The sequence below is a fragment of the Streptomyces sp. MMS24-W38 genome (assembly GCF_059889265.1).
Genome location: NZ_JCBCPP010000001.1, coordinates 5,334,180 through 5,351,999, shown reverse-complemented (window position 1 = coordinate 5,351,999; position 17,820 = coordinate 5,334,180). Strand labels below are relative to the sequence as shown.

Annotated in this window: 16 protein-coding genes and 2 pseudogenes; 7 read left to right on the top strand and 11 right to left on the bottom strand. The window is 70.5% G+C overall.

Going from position 1 to position 17,820, the window contains the following annotated elements; all coding sequences use genetic code 11:
- Positions 1-217 precede the first annotated feature (217 nt).
- The 3 genes and pseudogenes from AC6F7H_RS23365 to AC6F7H_RS23355 form a co-directional block, all read right to left on the bottom strand.
- Positions 218-498 (bottom strand): annotated as a pseudogene (locus tag AC6F7H_RS23365) (DNA-3-methyladenine glycosylase); the annotation flags it as partial.
- A 242-nt stretch (positions 499-740) separates the two neighbouring features.
- Entirely contained in the window at positions 741-1,352 is a 612-nt protein-coding gene (locus tag AC6F7H_RS23360; protein ID WP_500758864.1) for a DNA-3-methyladenine glycosylase, read from the bottom strand.
- 14 nt (positions 1,353-1,366) lie between these two features.
- Positions 1,367-1,624 (bottom strand): annotated as a pseudogene (locus AC6F7H_RS23355) (DNA-3-methyladenine glycosylase); the annotation flags it as partial.
- Positions 1,625-1,786: 162 nt separating this feature from the next.
- On the opposite strand from AC6F7H_RS23355, the gene AC6F7H_RS23350 reads away from it, so the two are divergent.
- The 3 genes from AC6F7H_RS23350 to AC6F7H_RS23340 all read left to right on the top strand — a co-directional run bounded on the left by AC6F7H_RS23350 (position 1,787) and on the right by AC6F7H_RS23340 (position 3,854).
- A complete protein-coding gene (locus tag AC6F7H_RS23350) occupies positions 1,787-2,569 on the top strand; it encodes a sporulation protein (RefSeq protein WP_500758863.1) in 783 nt (260 codons plus the stop codon).
- Positions 2,570-2,610: 41 nt separating this feature from the next.
- A complete protein-coding gene (locus AC6F7H_RS23345; protein WP_500758862.1) occupies positions 2,611-3,150 on the top strand; it encodes a YbhB/YbcL family Raf kinase inhibitor-like protein in 540 nt (179 codons plus the stop codon).
- 197 nt (positions 3,151-3,347) lie between these two features.
- Positions 3,348-3,854: an HNH endonuclease gene (locus AC6F7H_RS23340; RefSeq protein ID WP_500758861.1), complete on the top strand. Its 507-nt coding sequence runs from the start codon at positions 3,348-3,350 to the stop codon at positions 3,852-3,854.
- 137 nt (positions 3,855-3,991) lie between these two features.
- Here AC6F7H_RS23340 and AC6F7H_RS23335 read toward each other — a convergent pair whose 3' ends face one another.
- From AC6F7H_RS23335 to AC6F7H_RS23325, 3 genes are all read right to left on the bottom strand, one after another.
- On the bottom strand, positions 3,992-4,939 hold the full coding sequence (locus tag AC6F7H_RS23335) for an SPFH domain-containing protein (protein WP_500758860.1): 948 nt from the start codon (positions 4,937-4,939) through the stop codon (positions 3,992-3,994).
- A 148-nt stretch (positions 4,940-5,087) separates the two neighbouring features.
- Positions 5,088-5,519 carry an NfeD family protein gene (locus AC6F7H_RS23330; protein WP_500758859.1) on the bottom strand — a complete coding sequence of 144 codons (432 nt, stop codon included), beginning with the start codon at positions 5,517-5,519 and terminating at the stop codon, positions 5,088-5,090.
- Between the two features lie 106 nt (positions 5,520-5,625).
- Positions 5,626-6,423 (bottom strand): ABC transporter ATP-binding protein, encoded by a 798-nt coding sequence (locus AC6F7H_RS23325; RefSeq protein WP_109383204.1) that lies wholly within the window; start codon positions 6,421-6,423, stop codon positions 5,626-5,628.
- A gap of 152 nt (positions 6,424-6,575) precedes the next feature.
- Between AC6F7H_RS23325 and AC6F7H_RS23320 the strand changes: the two genes are divergently transcribed.
- A complete protein-coding gene (locus tag AC6F7H_RS23320) occupies positions 6,576-7,364 on the top strand; it encodes an Rv1486c family protein (protein ID WP_500758858.1) in 789 nt (262 codons plus the stop codon).
- Positions 7,365-7,458: 94 nt separating this feature from the next.
- Here AC6F7H_RS23320 and AC6F7H_RS23315 read toward each other — a convergent pair whose 3' ends face one another.
- From AC6F7H_RS23315 to AC6F7H_RS23305, 3 genes are all read right to left on the bottom strand, one after another.
- Positions 7,459-7,704, bottom strand: coding sequence for a chaplin (locus AC6F7H_RS23315; protein WP_500758857.1), 246 nt, complete (start codon positions 7,702-7,704; stop codon positions 7,459-7,461).
- Between the two features lie 204 nt (positions 7,705-7,908).
- Entirely contained in the window at positions 7,909-8,550 is a 642-nt protein-coding gene (locus tag AC6F7H_RS23310; protein ID WP_406728246.1) for a response regulator, read from the bottom strand.
- Positions 8,543-9,730, bottom strand: a complete 1,188-nt coding sequence (locus tag AC6F7H_RS23305) for a GAF domain-containing sensor histidine kinase (RefSeq protein WP_500758856.1) — start codon at positions 9,728-9,730, stop codon at positions 8,543-8,545. Before AC6F7H_RS23305 ends, AC6F7H_RS23310 begins: the two co-directional genes overlap by 8 nt.
- Positions 9,731-10,202: 472 nt before the next feature.
- Between AC6F7H_RS23305 and AC6F7H_RS23300 the strand changes: the two genes are divergently transcribed.
- Positions 10,203-10,916 carry a transglycosylase SLT domain-containing protein gene (locus AC6F7H_RS23300; RefSeq protein ID WP_500758855.1) on the top strand — a complete coding sequence of 238 codons (714 nt, stop codon included), beginning with the start codon at positions 10,203-10,205 and terminating at the stop codon, positions 10,914-10,916.
- Positions 10,917-11,046: 130 nt separating this feature from the next.
- Here the strand turns inward: AC6F7H_RS23300 and AC6F7H_RS23295 are convergent, their stop codons facing one another.
- Positions 11,047-13,605, bottom strand: coding sequence for an ABC transporter ATP-binding protein/permease (locus tag AC6F7H_RS23295; RefSeq protein ID WP_500762005.1), 2,559 nt, complete (start codon positions 13,603-13,605; stop codon positions 11,047-11,049).
- A 240-nt stretch (positions 13,606-13,845) separates the two neighbouring features.
- Here AC6F7H_RS23295 and AC6F7H_RS23290 point away from each other — a divergent pair, with 240 nt between their 5' ends.
- Both AC6F7H_RS23290 and serB read left to right on the top strand, forming a co-directional pair.
- Complete coding sequence (locus AC6F7H_RS23290) at positions 13,846-15,834, top strand: streptophobe family protein (protein ID WP_500758854.1); 1,989 nt, start codon at positions 13,846-13,848, stop codon at positions 15,832-15,834.
- A gap of 119 nt (positions 15,835-15,953) precedes the next feature.
- Positions 15,954-17,162: a phosphoserine phosphatase SerB gene (serB, locus tag AC6F7H_RS23285; protein ID WP_500758853.1), complete on the top strand. Its 1,209-nt coding sequence runs from the start codon at positions 15,954-15,956 to the stop codon at positions 17,160-17,162.
- A 90-nt stretch (positions 17,163-17,252) separates the two neighbouring features.
- Here the strand turns inward: serB and AC6F7H_RS23280 are convergent, their stop codons facing one another.
- A complete protein-coding gene (locus AC6F7H_RS23280) occupies positions 17,253-17,771 on the bottom strand; it encodes a SixA phosphatase family protein (protein ID WP_500758852.1) in 519 nt (172 codons plus the stop codon).
- Positions 17,772-17,820: the final 49 nt, after the last annotated feature.

Below are 17,820 nucleotides of genomic sequence, written 5' to 3'. Positions count from 1 at the left end.
TTCGCCCGTCGGCCTTTCGACATTCACTACGTTAGCCGATTCCCTCGCTCGATTCATAATCAGGCTTTCGGGTTCGGAATTCAGGCATGCGAACATGACGAATTCGACCCCGATGAGGGGCAATCTTAACAAGTAGTGGGTTGGCCGCTCCGGCTGCAGGCGGTTGCCGTACCCGGTTCAGCGGCTCGGGCCACGTTACGCGCCTTCCAGGGACGAGTCAACTCTGCCGACGCTTCGCGACACGGGCCCGGTACGGGCTCGCCGGCGGGTCGTCGGTGACCAGAAGCGCCAGGGGTGTGCGGCGCCCTCGCTCGAGACTCCGGTGCGCGGACCGTCGCGTACCTGGCCGGAGGGGACCGAGGTGCCGGCGAGCATCCTCAGCGGGGTGTCCTCGGAGGTACAGGCGTCCGTACCGTCCGGGGAACGGTCCACACCCAGGGCCGTTGCCAGGCGGTCCGGACCTTTGGCCGGTTCCTTGTCGTTGCGGGCCGAGGGTCGACTGCTCGAAGTGTCAGGACGTCGTGACGCAGGGGTGGAGCAAGAAGAACGCGGCAGGCGAGCGGTACGGGATCTACACCTGCTCAGGTGACCGGCGCATCACATACCCGGCAGACCCCCTTGACTCCTTCGTGGTCCGGAAGGTCATCGGCAGGGCCGAGGAGTGGAACCAGGCTCCGGCCACGGATACCGCAGACGAGGAGCGCGAGGCCTGGCTACTGGCCGGCGAGGCGCACAGTGGCTCAGGCTCCGCCGGACGGCTTGGCTCTCGGGCTCAGTCGGTACGCCGAGACCGTCGGATCATCAGCGATGTAGAAGCGGTGCTGCCAGTCATGGGCTCTGCTCACGCCCACCCGAGGGCCGACCCGGATGAGTGCGGTGGGTACCGGCTCGCCCTCGGACAGCACGACCGAGACACCCGTCAGCAGGCCTGTGCCGTTGTGCTCTGCCGTGATGCCGAGCGCCTGGCAGAAGTTCCCCGGACCGCGCGCAAGGCGTGGGCTCTCGACCTTCGTCCCTCGCCGCTCGCGTGCCAGGTCTTCCCCTTCGATGACCCTGCCTGCGCGAATGAGGACGGCCGAGGCGATGCCGTCTGTTCCGGTGACGATGTTGGCGCACCAGTGGAGACCGTGAGACCGGTAGACGTACAGATGTCCCGCAGTCCCGAACATGACGGCGTTGCGGGGTGTCCTGCCTCGGTAGGCGTGGGAGGCGGGGTCGGCCGTACCGGAGTATGCCTCGGTCTCCGTGATGGTGATGCTCACGGTTCCCTCGGGGGCCTCGTGGGTGAGGACGGCACCGAGCAGCTTGGGGGCGACTTCTTCAGCGGGGTGAGCGAGATCCACAACGTTCATGCTGACCGACTCGACATGCCGCAGGTGAGGTAAACGTATACGTGGTCGGGGGGACCGGGCATCACACCGTTGCGGGCGGTGCGCCCCCGACAGGCGTGGGAACCGGGATCGTTGGAGCCGTCGCAGGCCTCGACCTCGGTCGGGCGGAGGGCGATCGGACCGTCCGGGGTGGTGCGCACGACGATTCGGCCGCGCAGGTCGGGAGCGACCTCGAGGACAGGGCGGTCGAAGAACCTCCTGGGCAGGGGCGTACGGTCAAGGGTCGCGATCATGGCGCCCGAGCGTACTCCTGTCGGGGGCTGCCACGGGGTGGTCACCGGACACCGTGCTTGCAAGGGTGACGGACACGGAACCGGCCAGGGCCGGATCGCGTTGTTAGGGATCAAGGGTCCACACGCGGCAACGACGCGATAGAGGACGACAAGGGGAGAGACATGGCGTTCAAGAAGCTGCTCGCGAGCCTGGGAGCCGGCGGGGCTTCGGTCGAGACGGTGCTGCACGAGGACAACGTCGTTCCGGGTGGGGTCGTCCAGGGTGAGGTGCGCATCCAGGGCGGGTCCGTGAACCAGCAGATCGAGGGTCTGTCGGTCGGGTTGCAGGCCAAGGTCGAGGTGGAGAGCGGCGACGAGGAGTACAAGCAGAACATCGAGTTCACCAAGTCGCGGCTCGGCGGCGCCTTCGAGCTCCAGGCGGGCGCGGTGCACGCGGTGCCGTTCGGGCTGGAGATCCCGTGGGAGACGCCGATCACGATGATCGACGGGCAGTCGCTGCGCGGGATGAACATCGGCGTGACCACGGAGCTGGCGATCGCGCGGGCCGTGGACTCGGGTGACCTGGACCCGATCAACGTGCACCCACTGCCGGCGCAGAAGGCGATCCTGGACGCGTTCATCCAGTTGGGCTTCCGGTTCAAGAGCGCGGACATGGAGCGCGGGCATGTCCGGGGGACTCGTCAGCGGCTGCCCTTCTACCAGGAGATCGAGTTCTTCCCGCCGCAGCAGTACCGGGGGCTGCACCAGGTCGAGCTGACCTTCGTGGCCGACGATCAGGCGATGGACGTCGTGCTGGAGATGGACAAGAAGCCCGGTCTGTTCAGCGAGGGCAGCGACACGTTCCGGTCGTTCAAGATGGGGCTGCACGACTACCAGGGCACGGACTGGGCGGCGTACCTCAACCAGTGGCTGTCGGAGGTCGGCAGCAAGCGCAACTGGTTCTAGGCTCGGCTCCGACTGAACGCAATCGATCAGGAGGTACCGAGGTGACCGAGTTCGAGCGACGTCCGCTCCCCCATGACTTCCACCCGCCCGTGCCGTCGTTCACGGTGACGAGCGAGGACGTCGAGGAGGGCGCGACGCTCCGGGACACCCAGGTGCAGGCGGGCGGCAACACGTCGCCGCAGCTGCGCTGGTCGGGCTTCCCGCCGGAGACCAGGAGCTTCGCCGTGACCTGCTACGACCCGGATGCCCCGACGGGCAGCGGGTTCTGGCACTGGGTGGCGTTCGACATCCCGGCCTCGGTGACCGAGCTGCCGGCCGGCGCGGGCAGCGGCGGGTTCGAGGGGCTGCCCGAGGGCGCGATCCAGGCGCGCAACGACTACGGCACCAAGGACTTCGGCGGGGCCGCGCCGCCCCCCGGGGACGGGCCGCACCGGTATGTGTTCACGGTGTACGCCGTGGATCAGGAGAAGCTCGGTCCGGACTCGGACGCGTCCCCTGCCGTGGTGGGCTTCAATCTGCGGTTCCACACACTCGCGCGGGCCCAGCTGATCGGTGAGTACGAGGTGCCCGCCGGCTCCTGAGCCGATCCCAGCGTTCACGGAACGTTTGCCCGCCCCTGGTCTTGGAATCGATCAGGGGCGGGCATTTTTGTTGCCGGGGGCGCGGGGTCGCCTCCCGTTGAGGCAGCAGATATTGCGTTGTCCATCCCGGCGTGCCCGGCCAGAGTTGATCCCAGCCCGCCGAGGGGTGGGCCGGTGCACACGGGAGGTGGGCTGGTATGCGGGACACGCTGGTACTGAACGCGAGCTTCGAGCCGCTGTCGACGGTGACGCTGAACCGAGCCGTCGTTCTGGTGCTCCAGGACAAGGCGGTCGTCGAGCAGGCCCACCCCGAACTGCGGATGCGGGGAGCCGAGGTGGACATACCGGTGCCGCGGGTGATCAGGCTCTGCCAATACGTCAGGGTGCCGTTCCGAAGACGGGCGCCGTGGTCGAGGCGGGGTGTGCTGGTGCGGGACCGGTACCGGTGCGCGTACTGCGGGCGGCGGGCCACCACCGTCGACCACGTGGTGCCGCGGTCGCACGGTGGGCAGGACACCTGGCTGAACACGGTGGCCTCGTGCGCGGAGGACAACCACCGGAAGGCGAACCGGACTCCGGAGCAGGCGGGGATGCCTCTGCTGCGGCAGCCGTTCGAGCCGACGCCGGCGGACGCGATGTTGCTCGCGCTGGCGAGGGACGATCTTGAGGCACTGCCGGACTGGCTGGCGCTGGACGCGGCGTGAGGGTTTCACCGTAGGAGCCTGGGTTTCCCGGCTGTGGGTTGTTCACGGCTGATCGCGCCCACGCGGCGGAGCTTCGCATGGGGCAGGTCCCCGCGCCCCTGGAGGGGCGCGGGGACCTGCCCCATGCGCGGCGGCCGTCAGTCGATGGAGGGCTTCTCGCGGCGCTCCGTGGCGCCGCCGGAGGCGCCGCTGCCGCCCGAACCGCCGCCCAGGCCGCCGAAGTTGCCCATGGCCCCGGAGAGTCCCTTGAGCGCGTCGCCGATCTCGCTGGGGACGATCCAGAGCTTGTTGGCGTCGCCCTCCGCGATCTTCGGGAGCATCTGGAGGTACTGGTAGGAGAGCAGCTTCTGGTCGGGGTCGCCCGCGTGGATCGCCTCGAAGACCGTACGGACGGCCTGGGCCTCGCCCTCGGCCCGGAGGGCGGCGGCCTTGGCCTCGCCCTCGGCGCGCAGGATCTGGGACTGCTTCTCGCCCTCGGCGCGCAGGATCTCGGACTGCCGGACACCTTCGGCTTGGAGGATCGCGGCGCGCTTGTCGCGGTCGGCGCGCATCTGCTTCTCCATCGAGTCCTGGATGGAGGTGGGCGGCTCGATCGCCTTGAGCTCGACGCGGTTGACGCGGATGCCCCACTTGCCGGTGGCCTCGTCGAGGACGCCGCGCAGGGCCGCGTTGATCTCCTCGCGGGAGGTCAGGGTGCGCTCGAGGTCCATGCCGCCGATGATGTTGCGCAGGGTGGTGACGGTGAGCTGCTCGATCGCCTGGATGTAGCTGGCGACCTCGTAGGTCGCGGCCCGTGCGTCGGTCACCTGGTAGTAGATGACGGTGTCGATGTTGACGACCAGGTTGTCCTGGGTGATCACCGGCTGCGGCGGGAACGGGACGACCTGTTCGCGCAGGTCGATCCGGTTGCGAATGGTGTCTATGAACGGGACGACGATGTTGAGGCCCGCGTTGAGTGTGCGGGTGTAGCGGCCGAAGCGCTCGACGATGGCGGCGCTGGCCTGCGGGATGACTTGGATCGTCTTGATCAGGGCGATGAAGACCAACACCACCAGGATGATCAGGACGATGATGATCGGTTGCATCGTCGGTTTCCCGAACCCTTCTTCGCCTCGGCGCCTTCGTCAGGTCCTACGCCTGTTACGGATCTTGCTGGTCGAGTCTGACAGACCGTCGTGCAACTCGGTGGCCGTTCGGCCCAGTTGTTGTCCTGTGCTGGCCAGTGGTGCGGGATCACATGACGATCGCCGTGGCTCCCTCGATCTCCACGACGTCCACTTCCTGGCCCACTTCGTAAGAGCGGGCGGCGTCGAGGGAGCGCGCCGACCAGATCTCGCCGGCCAGCTTGATCCGGCCGCCGGAGCCGTCGACCCGTTCCAGCACGACGGCCTGCTTGCCCTTCAGGGCGTCGACGCCGCTGGCGAGGTGGGGGCGTTGTACGCGTTGCCTGTTCGCGATGGGACGTACGACGGCGATGAGAGCGGTCGAGACGACGGTGAAGACCACGACCTGGACCACGGCGCCGCCGCCGAAGACTCCGGAGACCACCGCCGCGGCGACGGCGCCCACCGCGAGCATGCCGAGTTCGGGCATCGCGGTGATCACCAGCGCGATGCCGAGTACCGCCGCGCCGATCAGCCACCACAGCCATGCATCGATGTCCACATGGGCATGGTAGGACCGCGCACCCGGTCACCGACAGGGCGCCGGGGCATTCGAAAGGGCCTTCCAGGCCCGGTTTCTGAGTGGACGGAACCCCCCCCGGCCGGGTTCAGGCCATCGGGAGGCCCTGCGCGGTCCAGCGGTCGCCGACCTGCTCCACGACGAGCGGGAGGCCGAAGCAGAGGGAGAGGTTGCGGGAGGTGAGTTCGAGCTCCAGCGGGCCGGCGGCCAGGATCTGGCCCTGGCGGATCATCAGGACGTGGGTGAAGCCGGGGGCGATCTCCTCGACGTGGTGCGTGACCATGACCATGGAGGGGGCGATCGGGTCGCGGGCGAGGCGGCCGAGGCGGCGCACGAGGTCCTCGCGGCCGCCCAGGTCGAGGCCGGCGGCGGGCTCGTCGAGGAGCAGCAGTTCGGGGTCGGTCATCAGCGCGCGGGCGATGAGGGTGCGCTTGCGCTCGCCCTCGGAGAGGGTGCCGAACCTGCGGTCGACGAATTCGGACATGCCGAGGCGGTCGAGGAAGGCGCGGGCGCGCTGTTCGTCGATGTCCTCGTACTCCTCCTGCCAGCCGGCGGTCATCCCGTAGGCGGCGGTCAGTACGGTCTGCAGGACCGTCTGGTTCTTGGGGAGCTTGTCGGCCATGCCGTTCCCGGCGATACCGATGCGCGGGCGCAGTTCGAAGACGTCGGTGCCGGGGGTGCCGAGGGTCTCGCCGAGGACGGTGGCGGTGCCCTTGCTCGGGAACAGGTAACTGGAGGCGATGTTCAGCAGGGTGGTCTTCCCCGCGCCGTTGGGACCGAGGATGACCCAGCGCTCGCCCTCCTTCACCGACCAGGAGACCTGGTCCACCAGAGCCCGGCCCTCGCGGACCACGGATACGTCCTGAAGCTCCAGAACATCGCTCATGAGCGCGTTGTCTCCCCTTGCAGTGTGGCCGGGTTCTCGGCTCTGTCGTACGCCTGTGGTCGGTCCGCCGCGCCCGTGGGCGCGGCCCTCCATGAAATCTACGCCACCGGTCGGCCCGGACATCCCCTCGGTCCTGTCCTTAGGGTGGAGGCATGCTCTCGGAACCACGTTCAGGACGCCTCGCCTCTTGGGGAAATGCCCTTATTGCCGGTCTTGTCTCGCCGGATGACGCCGTGCTCGCCATCGTCGGCGAGGACGCGGTGCACCGGGTGGAGGGGGTGCCGGGTGAGTCCGCGCCGGTGGGTCTCACGCTGGCGCTGGGGCGGCTGCGGACGCTCGGGGTGACCGGGCTGCGGGTCGCGCTGCCCATGCCGGGGCATCCACTGGGGCTGAGCGGGCCGCCGGAGTTCAACGCGCGGGCGCTGGAGGCCGGGGAGGCGGTGGTCGGTCACGGGGCCGCCTTCGGGCTGGTGCCGCAGGTGCGGGAGGCCGGGCCCGCGGGTGATGTGCATGTGGAGGTCGTCTGGCACTGCCTGGCGGTGCGGGAGGCGCCGCCCGCCGACGTGCCCTCGCTCGGCGAGGCGGAGCGGGAGCTGGCGGAGGCGCTCAGGGAGGCGACCGAGGTGCTGACGCGGCTGGACGTGGCCGGCTCGGGTCCGGTGGCCGAGGCGGCGATCGACGCGTACCGGGCCCGGGCGGAGTCGGGCCGTGAGGTGCTGGCACCGGGATATCCGCCGCGAGCGGTACGGGTGCTGGAGCTGGCGCGGCGGGTGGGGACACTGGTCTCGCTGGCCGGTGCGAACGGGCACGGGGGCGCGGTGAGCGCGTCGGAGATGGCGGCGCGCGGGGAGGCCCTGCGACCGGTGGAGCGGACGGCCCGGCGGGCGCAGGTCGCGGCGTACAACTCCGTGGTGGAGGAACGGGAGCGGGGGGCCGGGTGAGTCCCGGCCCCCCGCGGTGACCGGCGTGGGCGGACCGAGCGGCCTCCCGGGTGGGACCGGGAGGCCGGGAGCGTCACCGGTGGGGTGACAGACGTCAGCCGTTGACGGCCACGTTGCCGAAGGCGGGGTTCAGCAGGCCGATCACGTTGACGCTGTTGCCGGACACGTTGACCGGGACGTCGACCGGGACCTGGATGACGTTGCCCGAGACGACGCCCGGGGAGCCCACGGCCTTGCCGCCGGCGTGCGCGCCGTCGGTGGCGGAGGCCATGCCCGTGCCGGCGGCGAGCAGACCGCCGGCCACCATCGTCACGGCCACTGCCTTCTTCAGGTTCTTCACTTTCCGAGCCCTCCTCGCGGTCACCACGGCAGGCGCCGCGGTACGCACTGGAGAACGGCGGGAGGCCGAAGAAGGATGCGCCATCCGGGGGACATTCCCACTACGGTATGAATCTCGCACCGGAGGGGAACCCTCCGCCCGGCCCAGCACGTCACGGGTCGGCCTCCCCCGGCTCACCGCTCAGGTACTCAGGTACTCAGACGCTCAGCCGCTCAGGCCGTGGCGCACCGCCCACAGGGCTGCCTGGGTGCGGTCCGCCAGGTCGAGCTTCATCAGGATGTTCGAGACATGCGTCTTCACGGTCTTCTCGGAGAGGACCAGGGCGCGGGCGATCTCCCGGTTGGAGCGGCCGTCCGCTATGAGGCCGAGCACCTCGCGCTCCCGCTCCGTGAGCGAACCGGCCCGGCCCTGGCCGGAGTGGGTCTCCTCCTGGGCCAGCAGGGCGCCGGCGACCTCGGCCTGGAGAAGGACGTGTCCGGCGTGCACCGAGCGGATGGCTCCGGCGAGCGCGTCGGGGTCGATGTCCTTGTACACGTATCCGGCGGCGCCCGCGCGCAGGGCCGGGACCACGGTGCGCTGCTCGGTGAAGCTGGTGACGATCAGCACGCGCGCGGGGTGGTCCAGTTCGCGGAGCCGGCGCAGGGCCTCCACCCCGTCCATGCCCGGCATCCTGACGTCCATCAGGATCACGTCGGGCCGCAGCTCCCCGGCGAGGGCGACTCCTTCGGCACCGTCCGCCGCCTCGCCGACGACCTCGATGTCGTCCTGCACCTCCAGAAAGGTGCGCAGCCCCCGGCGGACCACCTGGTGGTCGTCGACGAGCAGCACCCTGATCGCGTCAGCCACCGGGGACCTCCATCTCGATCGTGGTGCCCTTGCCGGGCGCCGATTCCACGGTCAGGCTGCCGCCGACCCCGCTCGCCCGGTCGCGCATGGAGACCAGGCCGAGATGCCGTCCGGCACTGCGGATGATCTGCGGGTCGAACCCCTTGCCGTCGTCGGTGACCCGCAGAACGGCGCCACTGCCGCGCCGGCCCAGGGTGACGTCGACACGGTCCGCCCCCGAGTGCCGCAGGGCGTTGTGCAGCGCCTCCTGGGCGACGCGCAGCACGGCCTCCTCCTGTGCGGCGGGCAGGGCGCGCGCGCCCTGCCCGGCGAAGGTCACGCGCGCGGTGTGGGCGCGGTCGAGGACCTGGATCTGGGTACGGAGGGTGGGGACGAGGCCGTCCTCGTCGAGGGCCGCGGGGCGCAGCTCGACGACCGCGGCACGCAGTTCGTCGGCGGCCTCGGCCGCCAGGACGGCCACCTGCTGGAGCTCCCCCTTGGCCCGGGCCGGGTCGCGGTCCACGAGGCGGGCGGCAGCCTGGGCGGTGAGGCGCAGGGAGAACAGCTTCTGGCTGACGGCGTCGTGCAGTTCGTGGGCGAGGCGGGAGCGTTCCTCTGCGATGGTCAGTTCGCGGCTGCGCTCGTAGAGCCGGGCGTTGGTGAGGGCTATCGCCGCGTGCTGGGCCAGGATGCCCAGCACGTCCTCGTCGTCCTGGGTGAACCCGCAGGTGCCCTCGGGCGCGGGGCACGGGGGGCCAAAGGGGTCTTGGGGGCCTTCCCCCGCCGGGGTCCTTTTGTTGGCCAGGAACAGCGCACCGATGACCTCGTCGCCGTCGCGGATGGGCAGGCCCAGGAAGTCGACCAGGTCGGGGTGGGCACTGGGCCAGCCCTCGAAGCGGGGGTCCCTGCGCACGTCGGCGAGGCGCTGGGGTCCGTCCTCGCGGAGCATCGCGGCGAGGATGCCGTGCTGGCGCGGGAGGGGGCCTATGGCCTTCCACTGGTCGTCGCTGACGCCGTCGACCACGAACTGGGCGAAGCCGCCGTGGTCGTCGGGGACGCCGAGCGCGGCGTACTCCGCGTCGAGCAGTTCGCGGGCCGAGGCGACGATCGTCTTGAGGACGTCACGCACCTCGAGGTGCCTGCTCATGGCCAGCAACGCGGTGCTCACCGCGGCGAGGCCGGACCGGGGGCCGTGGCTCATGTCCTCACGGTACCGGCGGGCACCGGCACCGCGGATCCGACCGGTGGCGGCGACGACCCGGACCGAAGGTCCTAGGACCTCCGGCCTCCCCGGGCAGACCCGGGTTCTTCGCGGGCCGGTCCAGGGCTCCCCGCACCCCTCACACAGAGCCTTGCACCAGCAACTCTTGGTGAGGGCGATGGTTGCCCGGTGTGAGGCCGGGCATAGGGCACACATCACGTACGAAGGCGAATAGGAGGACCATAGCGGGCATGTGATCGGCGAAGATAGCCCCCTATGCCCCGTTTTGCCCTCCCCTGATCCACTACCCGGCTTCGTACGTCACACCTTTGCCTCGCCATTTTGCGGCCGCTAAGAATTGCTCTCGTCGCTCAGCGCCGTGGGTTCCGCCCGCGGCGTTCGTGCCGGAAGAACCCCCTGTCCCCACCGGACGTTGAGCGACCTCCGCGCTATTCGAAGAGGTCCATCACCCATGTCGAAGAACTTCCTCGCCCGAGGTCACATTCGTGCTCTGAACCGTCACCACAAGATCGCCGCCGCCGGTGTCGCCGCCCTCGGTGCCGCCGCCATCGCCCTCTCGGCCACGCCGAGCGAGGCGTCGACGACCGTCACGAGCGAGGCCGCTCCCACCGCGCAGGTCGCCTACAGCACCGAGCCGATCAAGGACGTCAAGGGCACCGTCACCGACCAGCTCGCCGTCTCCGGTGTGAAGACCGAGCAGATCGCGGCGAAGAAGCAGGCCGCGGCCGACGCCGTCGCCGAGAAGCAGGCCGCGGCGGCTGCCGCGAAGGAGCGCGAGGCCGAGCAGGCCGCAGACCGCTCCGCGCAGCGGGCCGAGGTCGACAAGGCCGCCCCCAAGACCTACAGCAACAACCTGGACGGCTGGATCCGCGAGTCCATGGACATCATGAAGAAGCACGGGATCCCGGGTTCCTACGAGGGCATCCACCGCAACATCATCCGGGAGTCCTCCGGCAACCCGATGGCCATCAACCTCTGGGACATCAACGCCAAGAACGGCATCCCGTCCAAGGGGCTGCTGCAGGTGATCCCGCCGACGTTCGAGGCGTACCACGTCCCGGGCACGCCGAAGGACATCTACCACCCGGTCTCGAACATCACCGCCGCCTGCAACTACGCGGCCGACCGGTACGGCTCCATGGACAACGTCAACAGCGCGTACTGAGGTCGGCGCGGACCTCTTCACGCGGCCTGACGCGCCCGGATACGCCGAAGGGCGGCACCCTCCTGACGGGGTGCCGCCCTTCGGGCGTACGGCGCGCGAACGGCCGCGCCGGTTACTTGCGTCACTCGCGTTACTTGCGCATGACCTCGGGCTCGTGGCGGCGCAGGAAGCGGGCCACGAAGAAGCCGCAGATCACGCCGAGGACGATGAGCGCGCCCATGTCCATGAACCAGGCCCCCGCCGTGTGCTCCCACAGCGGGTCGGGGTCGCCCGCGGTCTCCGGCGGACTGATCTTGTTGAAGTCCAGCGTGGCGCCGGAGGCGGCGACCGCCCAGCGCGACGGCATCAGGAACGAGAACTGGTTGACGCCGATCGAGCCGTGCAGCGCGAACAGACAGCCGGTGAAGACGACCTGGACGATCGCGAACATCACCAGCAGCGGCATGGTCTTCTCGGCGGTCTTCACCAGCGAGGAGATGATCAGGCCGAACATCATCGACGTGAAGCCGAGCGCCATGATCGGGATGGACAGCTCCAGCAGCGTGAAGCCGCCGAGGACCAGCCCCTCCTCGGGGAGCTCCCGGCTGGAGAAACCGATGATGCCGACCATCAGGCCCTGCAGCACGGTGATCATGCCGAGCACGAACACCTTGGACATCAGATACGCCGAGCGGGACAGGCCGGTCGCGCGTTCCCGCTCGTAGATGACCCGTTCCTTGATCAGCTCACGTACGGAGTTCGCGGCACCGGCGAAGCAGGCGCCGACCGCGAGGATCAGCAGGACCGTGGTCGCCGTGCCGTTCGGGATGATCCGGCCGGTCTGCGGATGGGGCGGGTTCGGCAGCAGACCCTTGTCGGCGTCGATGAGCAGGCTGACCGCGCCGAGGACGGCCGGCAGGATCACCGTCAGGGCGAGGAACCCCTTGTCGGAGACGATCACCGAGATGTAGCGGCGCACCAATGTAGTGAACTGCGACATCCAGCCCTGCGGCTTCGGCGGCTTCATCGCCTGCATCGCCGGGACCTGTACGGACTGCGGCGCGACCGCGTCGATGTCCGCCGCGTACATCTGGTAGTGCTGCGAGCCCTTCCAACGGCCAGCCCAGTCGTAGTCGCGGTAGTTCTCGAAGGCGGAGAAGACGTCGGCCCAGGTGTCGTAGCCGAAGAAGTTCAGCGCCTCCTCGGGCGGACCGAAGTAGGCGACCGAGCCTCCGGGCGCCATCACCAGGAGCTTGTCGCAGATCGCCAGCTCGGCCACCGAGTGTGTGACGACGAGGACGGTGCGCCCGTCGTCGGCGAGCCCGCGCAGCAGCTGCATGACGTCGCGGTCCATGCCCGGGTCGAGGCCCGACGTCGGCTCGTCGAGGAAGATCAGCGACGGCTTGGTGAGCAGTTCCAGCGCCACCGAGACCCGCTTGCGCTGGCCGCCGGAGAGCGACGTGACCTTCTTGTCCTTGTGGATGTCCAGCTTCAGCTCGCGCAGCACCTCGTCGATGCGGGCGTCGCGCTCGGCGGCCGTGGTGTCGGCCGGGAAACGGAGCTTGGCCGCGTACCCGAGGGCCTTCTTGACGGTCAGTTCCTTGTGCAGGATGTCGTCCTGCGGGACCAGACCGATGCGCTGGCGCAGTTCGGCGAACTGCTTGTAGAGGTTCCGGTTGTCGTAGAGGACCTCGCCCTGGTCGGCGGGCCGGTACCCGGTGAGCGCCTTGAGCAGGGTGGACTTGCCGGAGCCGGACGGCCCGATGACCGCGATCAGCGACTTCTCCGGGACGCCGAAGGAGACGTCCTTGAGGATCTGCTTGCCGCCGTCGACCGTGACGGTGAGGTGGCGGGCCGAGAAAGACACCTCACCGGTGTCGACGAACTCCTCGAGCCGATCGCCGACGATCCGGAACGTCGAGTGGCCGACGCCCACGATGTCGGTCGGGCCGAGCAGCTGCGTGCCACCCTTGGCGATCGGCATACCGTTGACGTAGGTGCCGTTGTGCGAGCCCAGGTCGCGGATCTCCATGCGGCCGTCGGGCGTCGAGTGGAACTCGGCGTGGTTGCGGGAGACCTGCAGGTCGGAGACGACCAGGTCGTTCTCCAGAGCACGGCCGATACGCATCACGCGGCCGAACGAGAACTGGTGGAACGTGGTCGGACTGCGGTCGCCGTACACCGGCGGCGCCCCCGCCGCGCCACCGGGGCCCTGCTGCTGCGGAACGTACGGCGCGGACTGCTGCGGCGGCACCGGCTGCTGCGGCTGTGCCTGCTGCTGCCAGCCGGCCTGCGCGGACTGCTGCTGATGCATCTGCTGCTGCCCCTGCTGGACCCAGCCCGGGACCGCCCCCTGCACCCCCTGTGCCGCGTACGGCTGCTGCGGTTGCTGCTGCTGCGGCGAGGCGGCCTGGGCCGCGGTGCCGGACAGGGTCACCCGCGGTCCGTCGGTCGCGTTGCCCAGGTTCAGCGCCGTACCGGAGCCGACCTCCAGATGATGGATCCGCTGCCCCTGCACGAACGTGCCGTTGGTGCTGCCATGGTCCTCGACGACCCAACTGCGGCCGTTGAAGCTGATCGTGGCGTGTCGCCAGGACACCCTGGCGTCGTCCACCACGACGTCCCCCTGCGGATCGCGTCCCAGGGTGTACGACCTGGACGGATCGAGCGTCCAGGTCCGTCCGTTTGATTCCAGTACGAGTTCCGGCACTCCATGCCCCACTGAGTTGTCCCCCGAATTCCCCCCGTCGCAGGGAGTCTAGGGATGTCGAACATCGGGGGGAACTATTTCAGGCTCGGCCGCCGGACCGGAAGCCGGGCCATGGGAAGGGGGCTCTCGGACGCTTCCGTGCTCCCGTTGACGGGGTTGAAACCGGGCCGGAGAGTGGTAATCCACCCGAGGGGGCATGCGCGGCCACCGTGTGCCGCGCCCCGGGTCGGGGGGTCTGCCATGAGCGCTGCCACGGGCGTCGGTACCGCGGGGCACGGCACGCGCGTGCCGTGGGTGGATGTCGTGATGTCCGCGGTCGCCGCGGTGAGCTGGGCGCTGATCGGGATGGCGGGGACGGCGGCGCTCGGGCTGCGTCTGCTGGACGCGGACTCGGCGGGTTCGCTGGGGCCGATGACGGCCGCGGTGGTGGCGCTGGCGGCCGGTGGCTCGGTCACGCCGTCCGTCGAGGTGTCGGCGTTCGGGGTGTCGGGCGCGGAGGCGAGCACGGCCGTCGGGGTCACGCCGCTGGGGGTGAGCCTGGTGGGCGCGCTGCTGTTGTCGTCCGTCTTCCTGCGGTCGCTTCGGGCTGCGGGCGACGTTCTGTCCCCGGTCGAACTCGCCGCACGCGCCGGCGCGGTCGTGGCGCTCTTCGTGGGGATGGCGGGTGGCCTGGTGTGGGCGGGCCACGGCGTCGTCACCGTCGACGGGGACGCGCTGGGCCTGGACGGGTTGCCGGGCGGCGGCAGGGGTGGCGGCGGGATCGAGATCCCGGGGCTGGGTGATGTCGGGGGTCTGCTGCCGGAGCGGGTCGGTGATCTCGTCGACGTGAAGGCCGCGGTCGGGTTCAGCGTCGACACCGTGCCGACGCTGCTCGGTGGTCTGGGCTGGTCGGTCGGCGTCCTGGTCGTCGCGTTGCTGGCGTCCAGGCGCACTCCGCTGCCGCGCGGCTGGGACGTCCTGCACCGCGTCGCACGGCCCGCGGTGTCCGCCCTCGTCGTGGTGGGCCTGGTGGCGGTGGCGGCGGGGTACGCGGCGGCGGGGTACGCGGCGATCGGCGACGACCGTCCCCGGCGGATCGCGGGAGCGGCCCTGCTGGGAGCGCCGAACGGGGTGTGGCTCGGCATACCGGTCGGACTGTTCGTGCCGTGGGAGGGGCGGGCGGCGGGGGCGCTGCTCGGTGTTCTGCCGCATCCCTTGGACGACCTGCTGCGGGTGGACTCCGGCCAGTCGGTCACCCTGGCCCGGCTGGCCGGGTTCGACGGGCGGGCGTGGCTGCTGGGGGTGGCGGCCGCGATGACCATGCTGTCGGCCGGTGTGCTGGTGGCGGCGCGGACACCGGTGGGGACGACGGGGGGTGCCGGTGATGTACGGGATGGGGGCGCCGCGGGTTTCGCCGGGCGGTGCGCGCTGCGGTTGGGGGTCGCGGCGGCGTCGGCCCTGCCGCTGCTGGTGTGGCTGACGGAGGTGTCGGCGGACGTCTCGCTGTCCGTGCTCGGTTTCGACGCGTTCGGGGCGGGTGTCGAGCTGCGCGGTCACCTCGCCGCGGCACTGCTCCTGGGCGCCGTCTGGGGTGCGGGCGCGGGCGCGGCGGGGGCGCTGCTGGCATGGGCGAGCGGGGCCGCGGGGCGACGGGCGGCGCCATGGGCGCGGGTCGCGGCCGGGGGCGGGGCGGTGGAAGGCGCCGGGAGCCCGGGGTACGCCGGGGGTGCCGCTGGACCGGGGGACGGCGCGGGGACCGGGTCCCGGCCTGCCGGGGCGGGGGTCGGGCCGTATGCGCCGGGGATGCCGTATCGGCCACCGGATCCGGGGACGAATCCGTATCTGGTGGTGCCCGAGGAGCTGCGGAGGCGACCGGAGGCCCGGCCGGGTGGTGCGGGGCGGTGGCCCGGCGCGCGGTCGGAGCACGCTCCCCCACCGGAGCCCGATGACGCCCGGCCGCCCGGTCCGTCGGCGGCACTCGGTGACATGCGGCCGCCCGACCGGCCCCCGAACGAGCCTCCCGGGGACGACGGCGTGCCGGACGACGGCGACATCTCCGCCGCTCCGACCGTGATCCGGCCCGTCGAGCCGCCGCCACCGGGAAGGGCCCCGCGCGGGCGGCCCGGGGGCGGACGGTCCGGGCGTGATGCCGGACCGTCCACGGGGGAGCGCCCGCCACTGTGGCCGGACGAAGGACCTCCGCCTCCGCCGCCCCCTCCCCCGGCCCCACGTCGTCCCGGCGGCCGGTGAGGCGGACGGCGGCCAAGGCGCGTAAGGTCCGAGACACCTCGGCGACGCCGAGAGTTCGCTGTCCGCCAGACGGACCTCGGGCGCGCAGGGCACTGCGTGCCCGATACGGTAAGAACACCATGAACGCATCGCAGACCTCGGACGTTCCCACACTCCTTGTCAAGATCTTCGGCAAGGACCGACCCGGTATCACCGCCGGTCTCCTCGACACCCTCGCCGCCTACTCCGTCGACGTGGTCGACATCGAGCAGGTCGTCACCCGTGGCCGAATCGTGCTGTGTGTACTCGTGACCCAGCCGGCGCAGAGCCTGGAGGGCAACCTGCGGGTGACCGTCCACAACTGGGCCGAGTCGATGAAGATGCAGGCGGAGATCATCTCCGGCATCGGCGACAACCGTCCGCGCGGGCTCGGCCGTTCCCTGGTCACCGTGCTGGGCCACCCCCTCACCGCCGAGACGGCGGCGGCGATCGCCGCGCGGATCACGAAGACCGGCGCCAACATCGACCGTGTCTTCCGGCTCGCCAAGTATCCGGTGACCGCGGTGGAGTTCGCGGTGTCCGGCGTGGAGACGGAACCGCTGCGCACCGCCCTGGTGACCGACGCGTCGAAGCTCGGGGTCGATGTCGCCGTCGTCGCGGCCGGTCTGCACCGCCGGGCCCAGCGCCTGGTCGTCATGGATGTGGACTCCACCCTCATCCAGGACGAGGTGATCGAACTCTTCGCCGCCCATGCCGGCTGCGAGGACAAGGTCGCCGAGGTGACCGAGGCGGCGATGCGCGGGGAACTGGACTTCGAGGAGTCGCTGCACGCGCGTGTGCGGCTGCTGGCGGGGCTGGACGCCTCCGTGGTGGACAAGGTGCGCAGCGAGGTGCGGCTGACACCGGGTGCCCGCACCCTGGTCCGCACGCTGAAGCGGCTCGGCTATCAGGTGGGCGTGGTCTCCGGGGGGTTCACCCAGGTCACGGACGATCTGAAGGAGCGGCTGGCGCTGGACTTCGCCCACGCCAACACCCTGGAGATCGTCGACGGAAAGCTGACCGGCCGGGTTACGGGCGAGATCGTGGACCGGCCGGGCAAGGCGCGGCTGCTGCGCCGGTTCGCGGCCGAGGCGGGCGTCCCGCTGTCGCAGACCGTGGCGATCGGCGACGGCGCGAACGACCTGGACATGCTCAACTCGGCGGGTCTCGGCGTCGCGTTCAACGCCAAGCCGGTGGTGCGCCAGGCGGCCCACACCGCGGTGAACTTCCCCTTCCTGGACACGGTCCTGTATCTGCTGGGCATTACGCGCGAAGAGGTCGAGGCGGCGGACATCCTCGACCGGGACTGAGCCGCGCGGGCCCGCGGTGTCCGTGCAGGGCGGTCCGGTGCGGGACCCGACGCCGGATCGGTGCCGGGCCCCGCTGTCATGACGGGTGGGTCACTCGCTGGGTGCCCAGTAGTCGAGCAGGGTGGCGACCCCGGGCTCGAGGGACTTCCAGGAGCCGGTGAAGGACAGCACGGCGAAGGCGGCGGCGGGATAGCCACGACGGCTCATCCGCTCACCTGCGTCCCCCTCGGCCGCCCCGGAGAGGATCTCGGCTGCTCCCTGGACGCCGGGATTGTGGCCGACCAGGAGCACGTTCTGCGCGTCGTCGGGGGTTTCGTTCAGCAGAGCGATCAGTTCACCGGGCGAGGCCTCGTAGATCCGCTCCTCGTAGACCGTCTTCGGGCGCTGTGGGAACTCGTGCACCGCGAGTTTCCACGTTTCCCGGGTCCTGGTCGAGGTGGAGCAGAGGGCCAGATCGAACGCGATGGCGGAGTCGGCGAGCTTGCGTCCGGCGACTGCGGCGTCCGTCCTGCCGCGCTCGGCGAGCGGGCGCTCATGGTCGGTCACCGGTGGCCAGTCGGCCTTCGCATGCCGGAAAAGGACAATCCTGCGGGGTTCTGCGACGCTCATGTGCCCCAGCTTCGCATGAAACAGGCCATGGGGCGCGGGTAGTTGACGG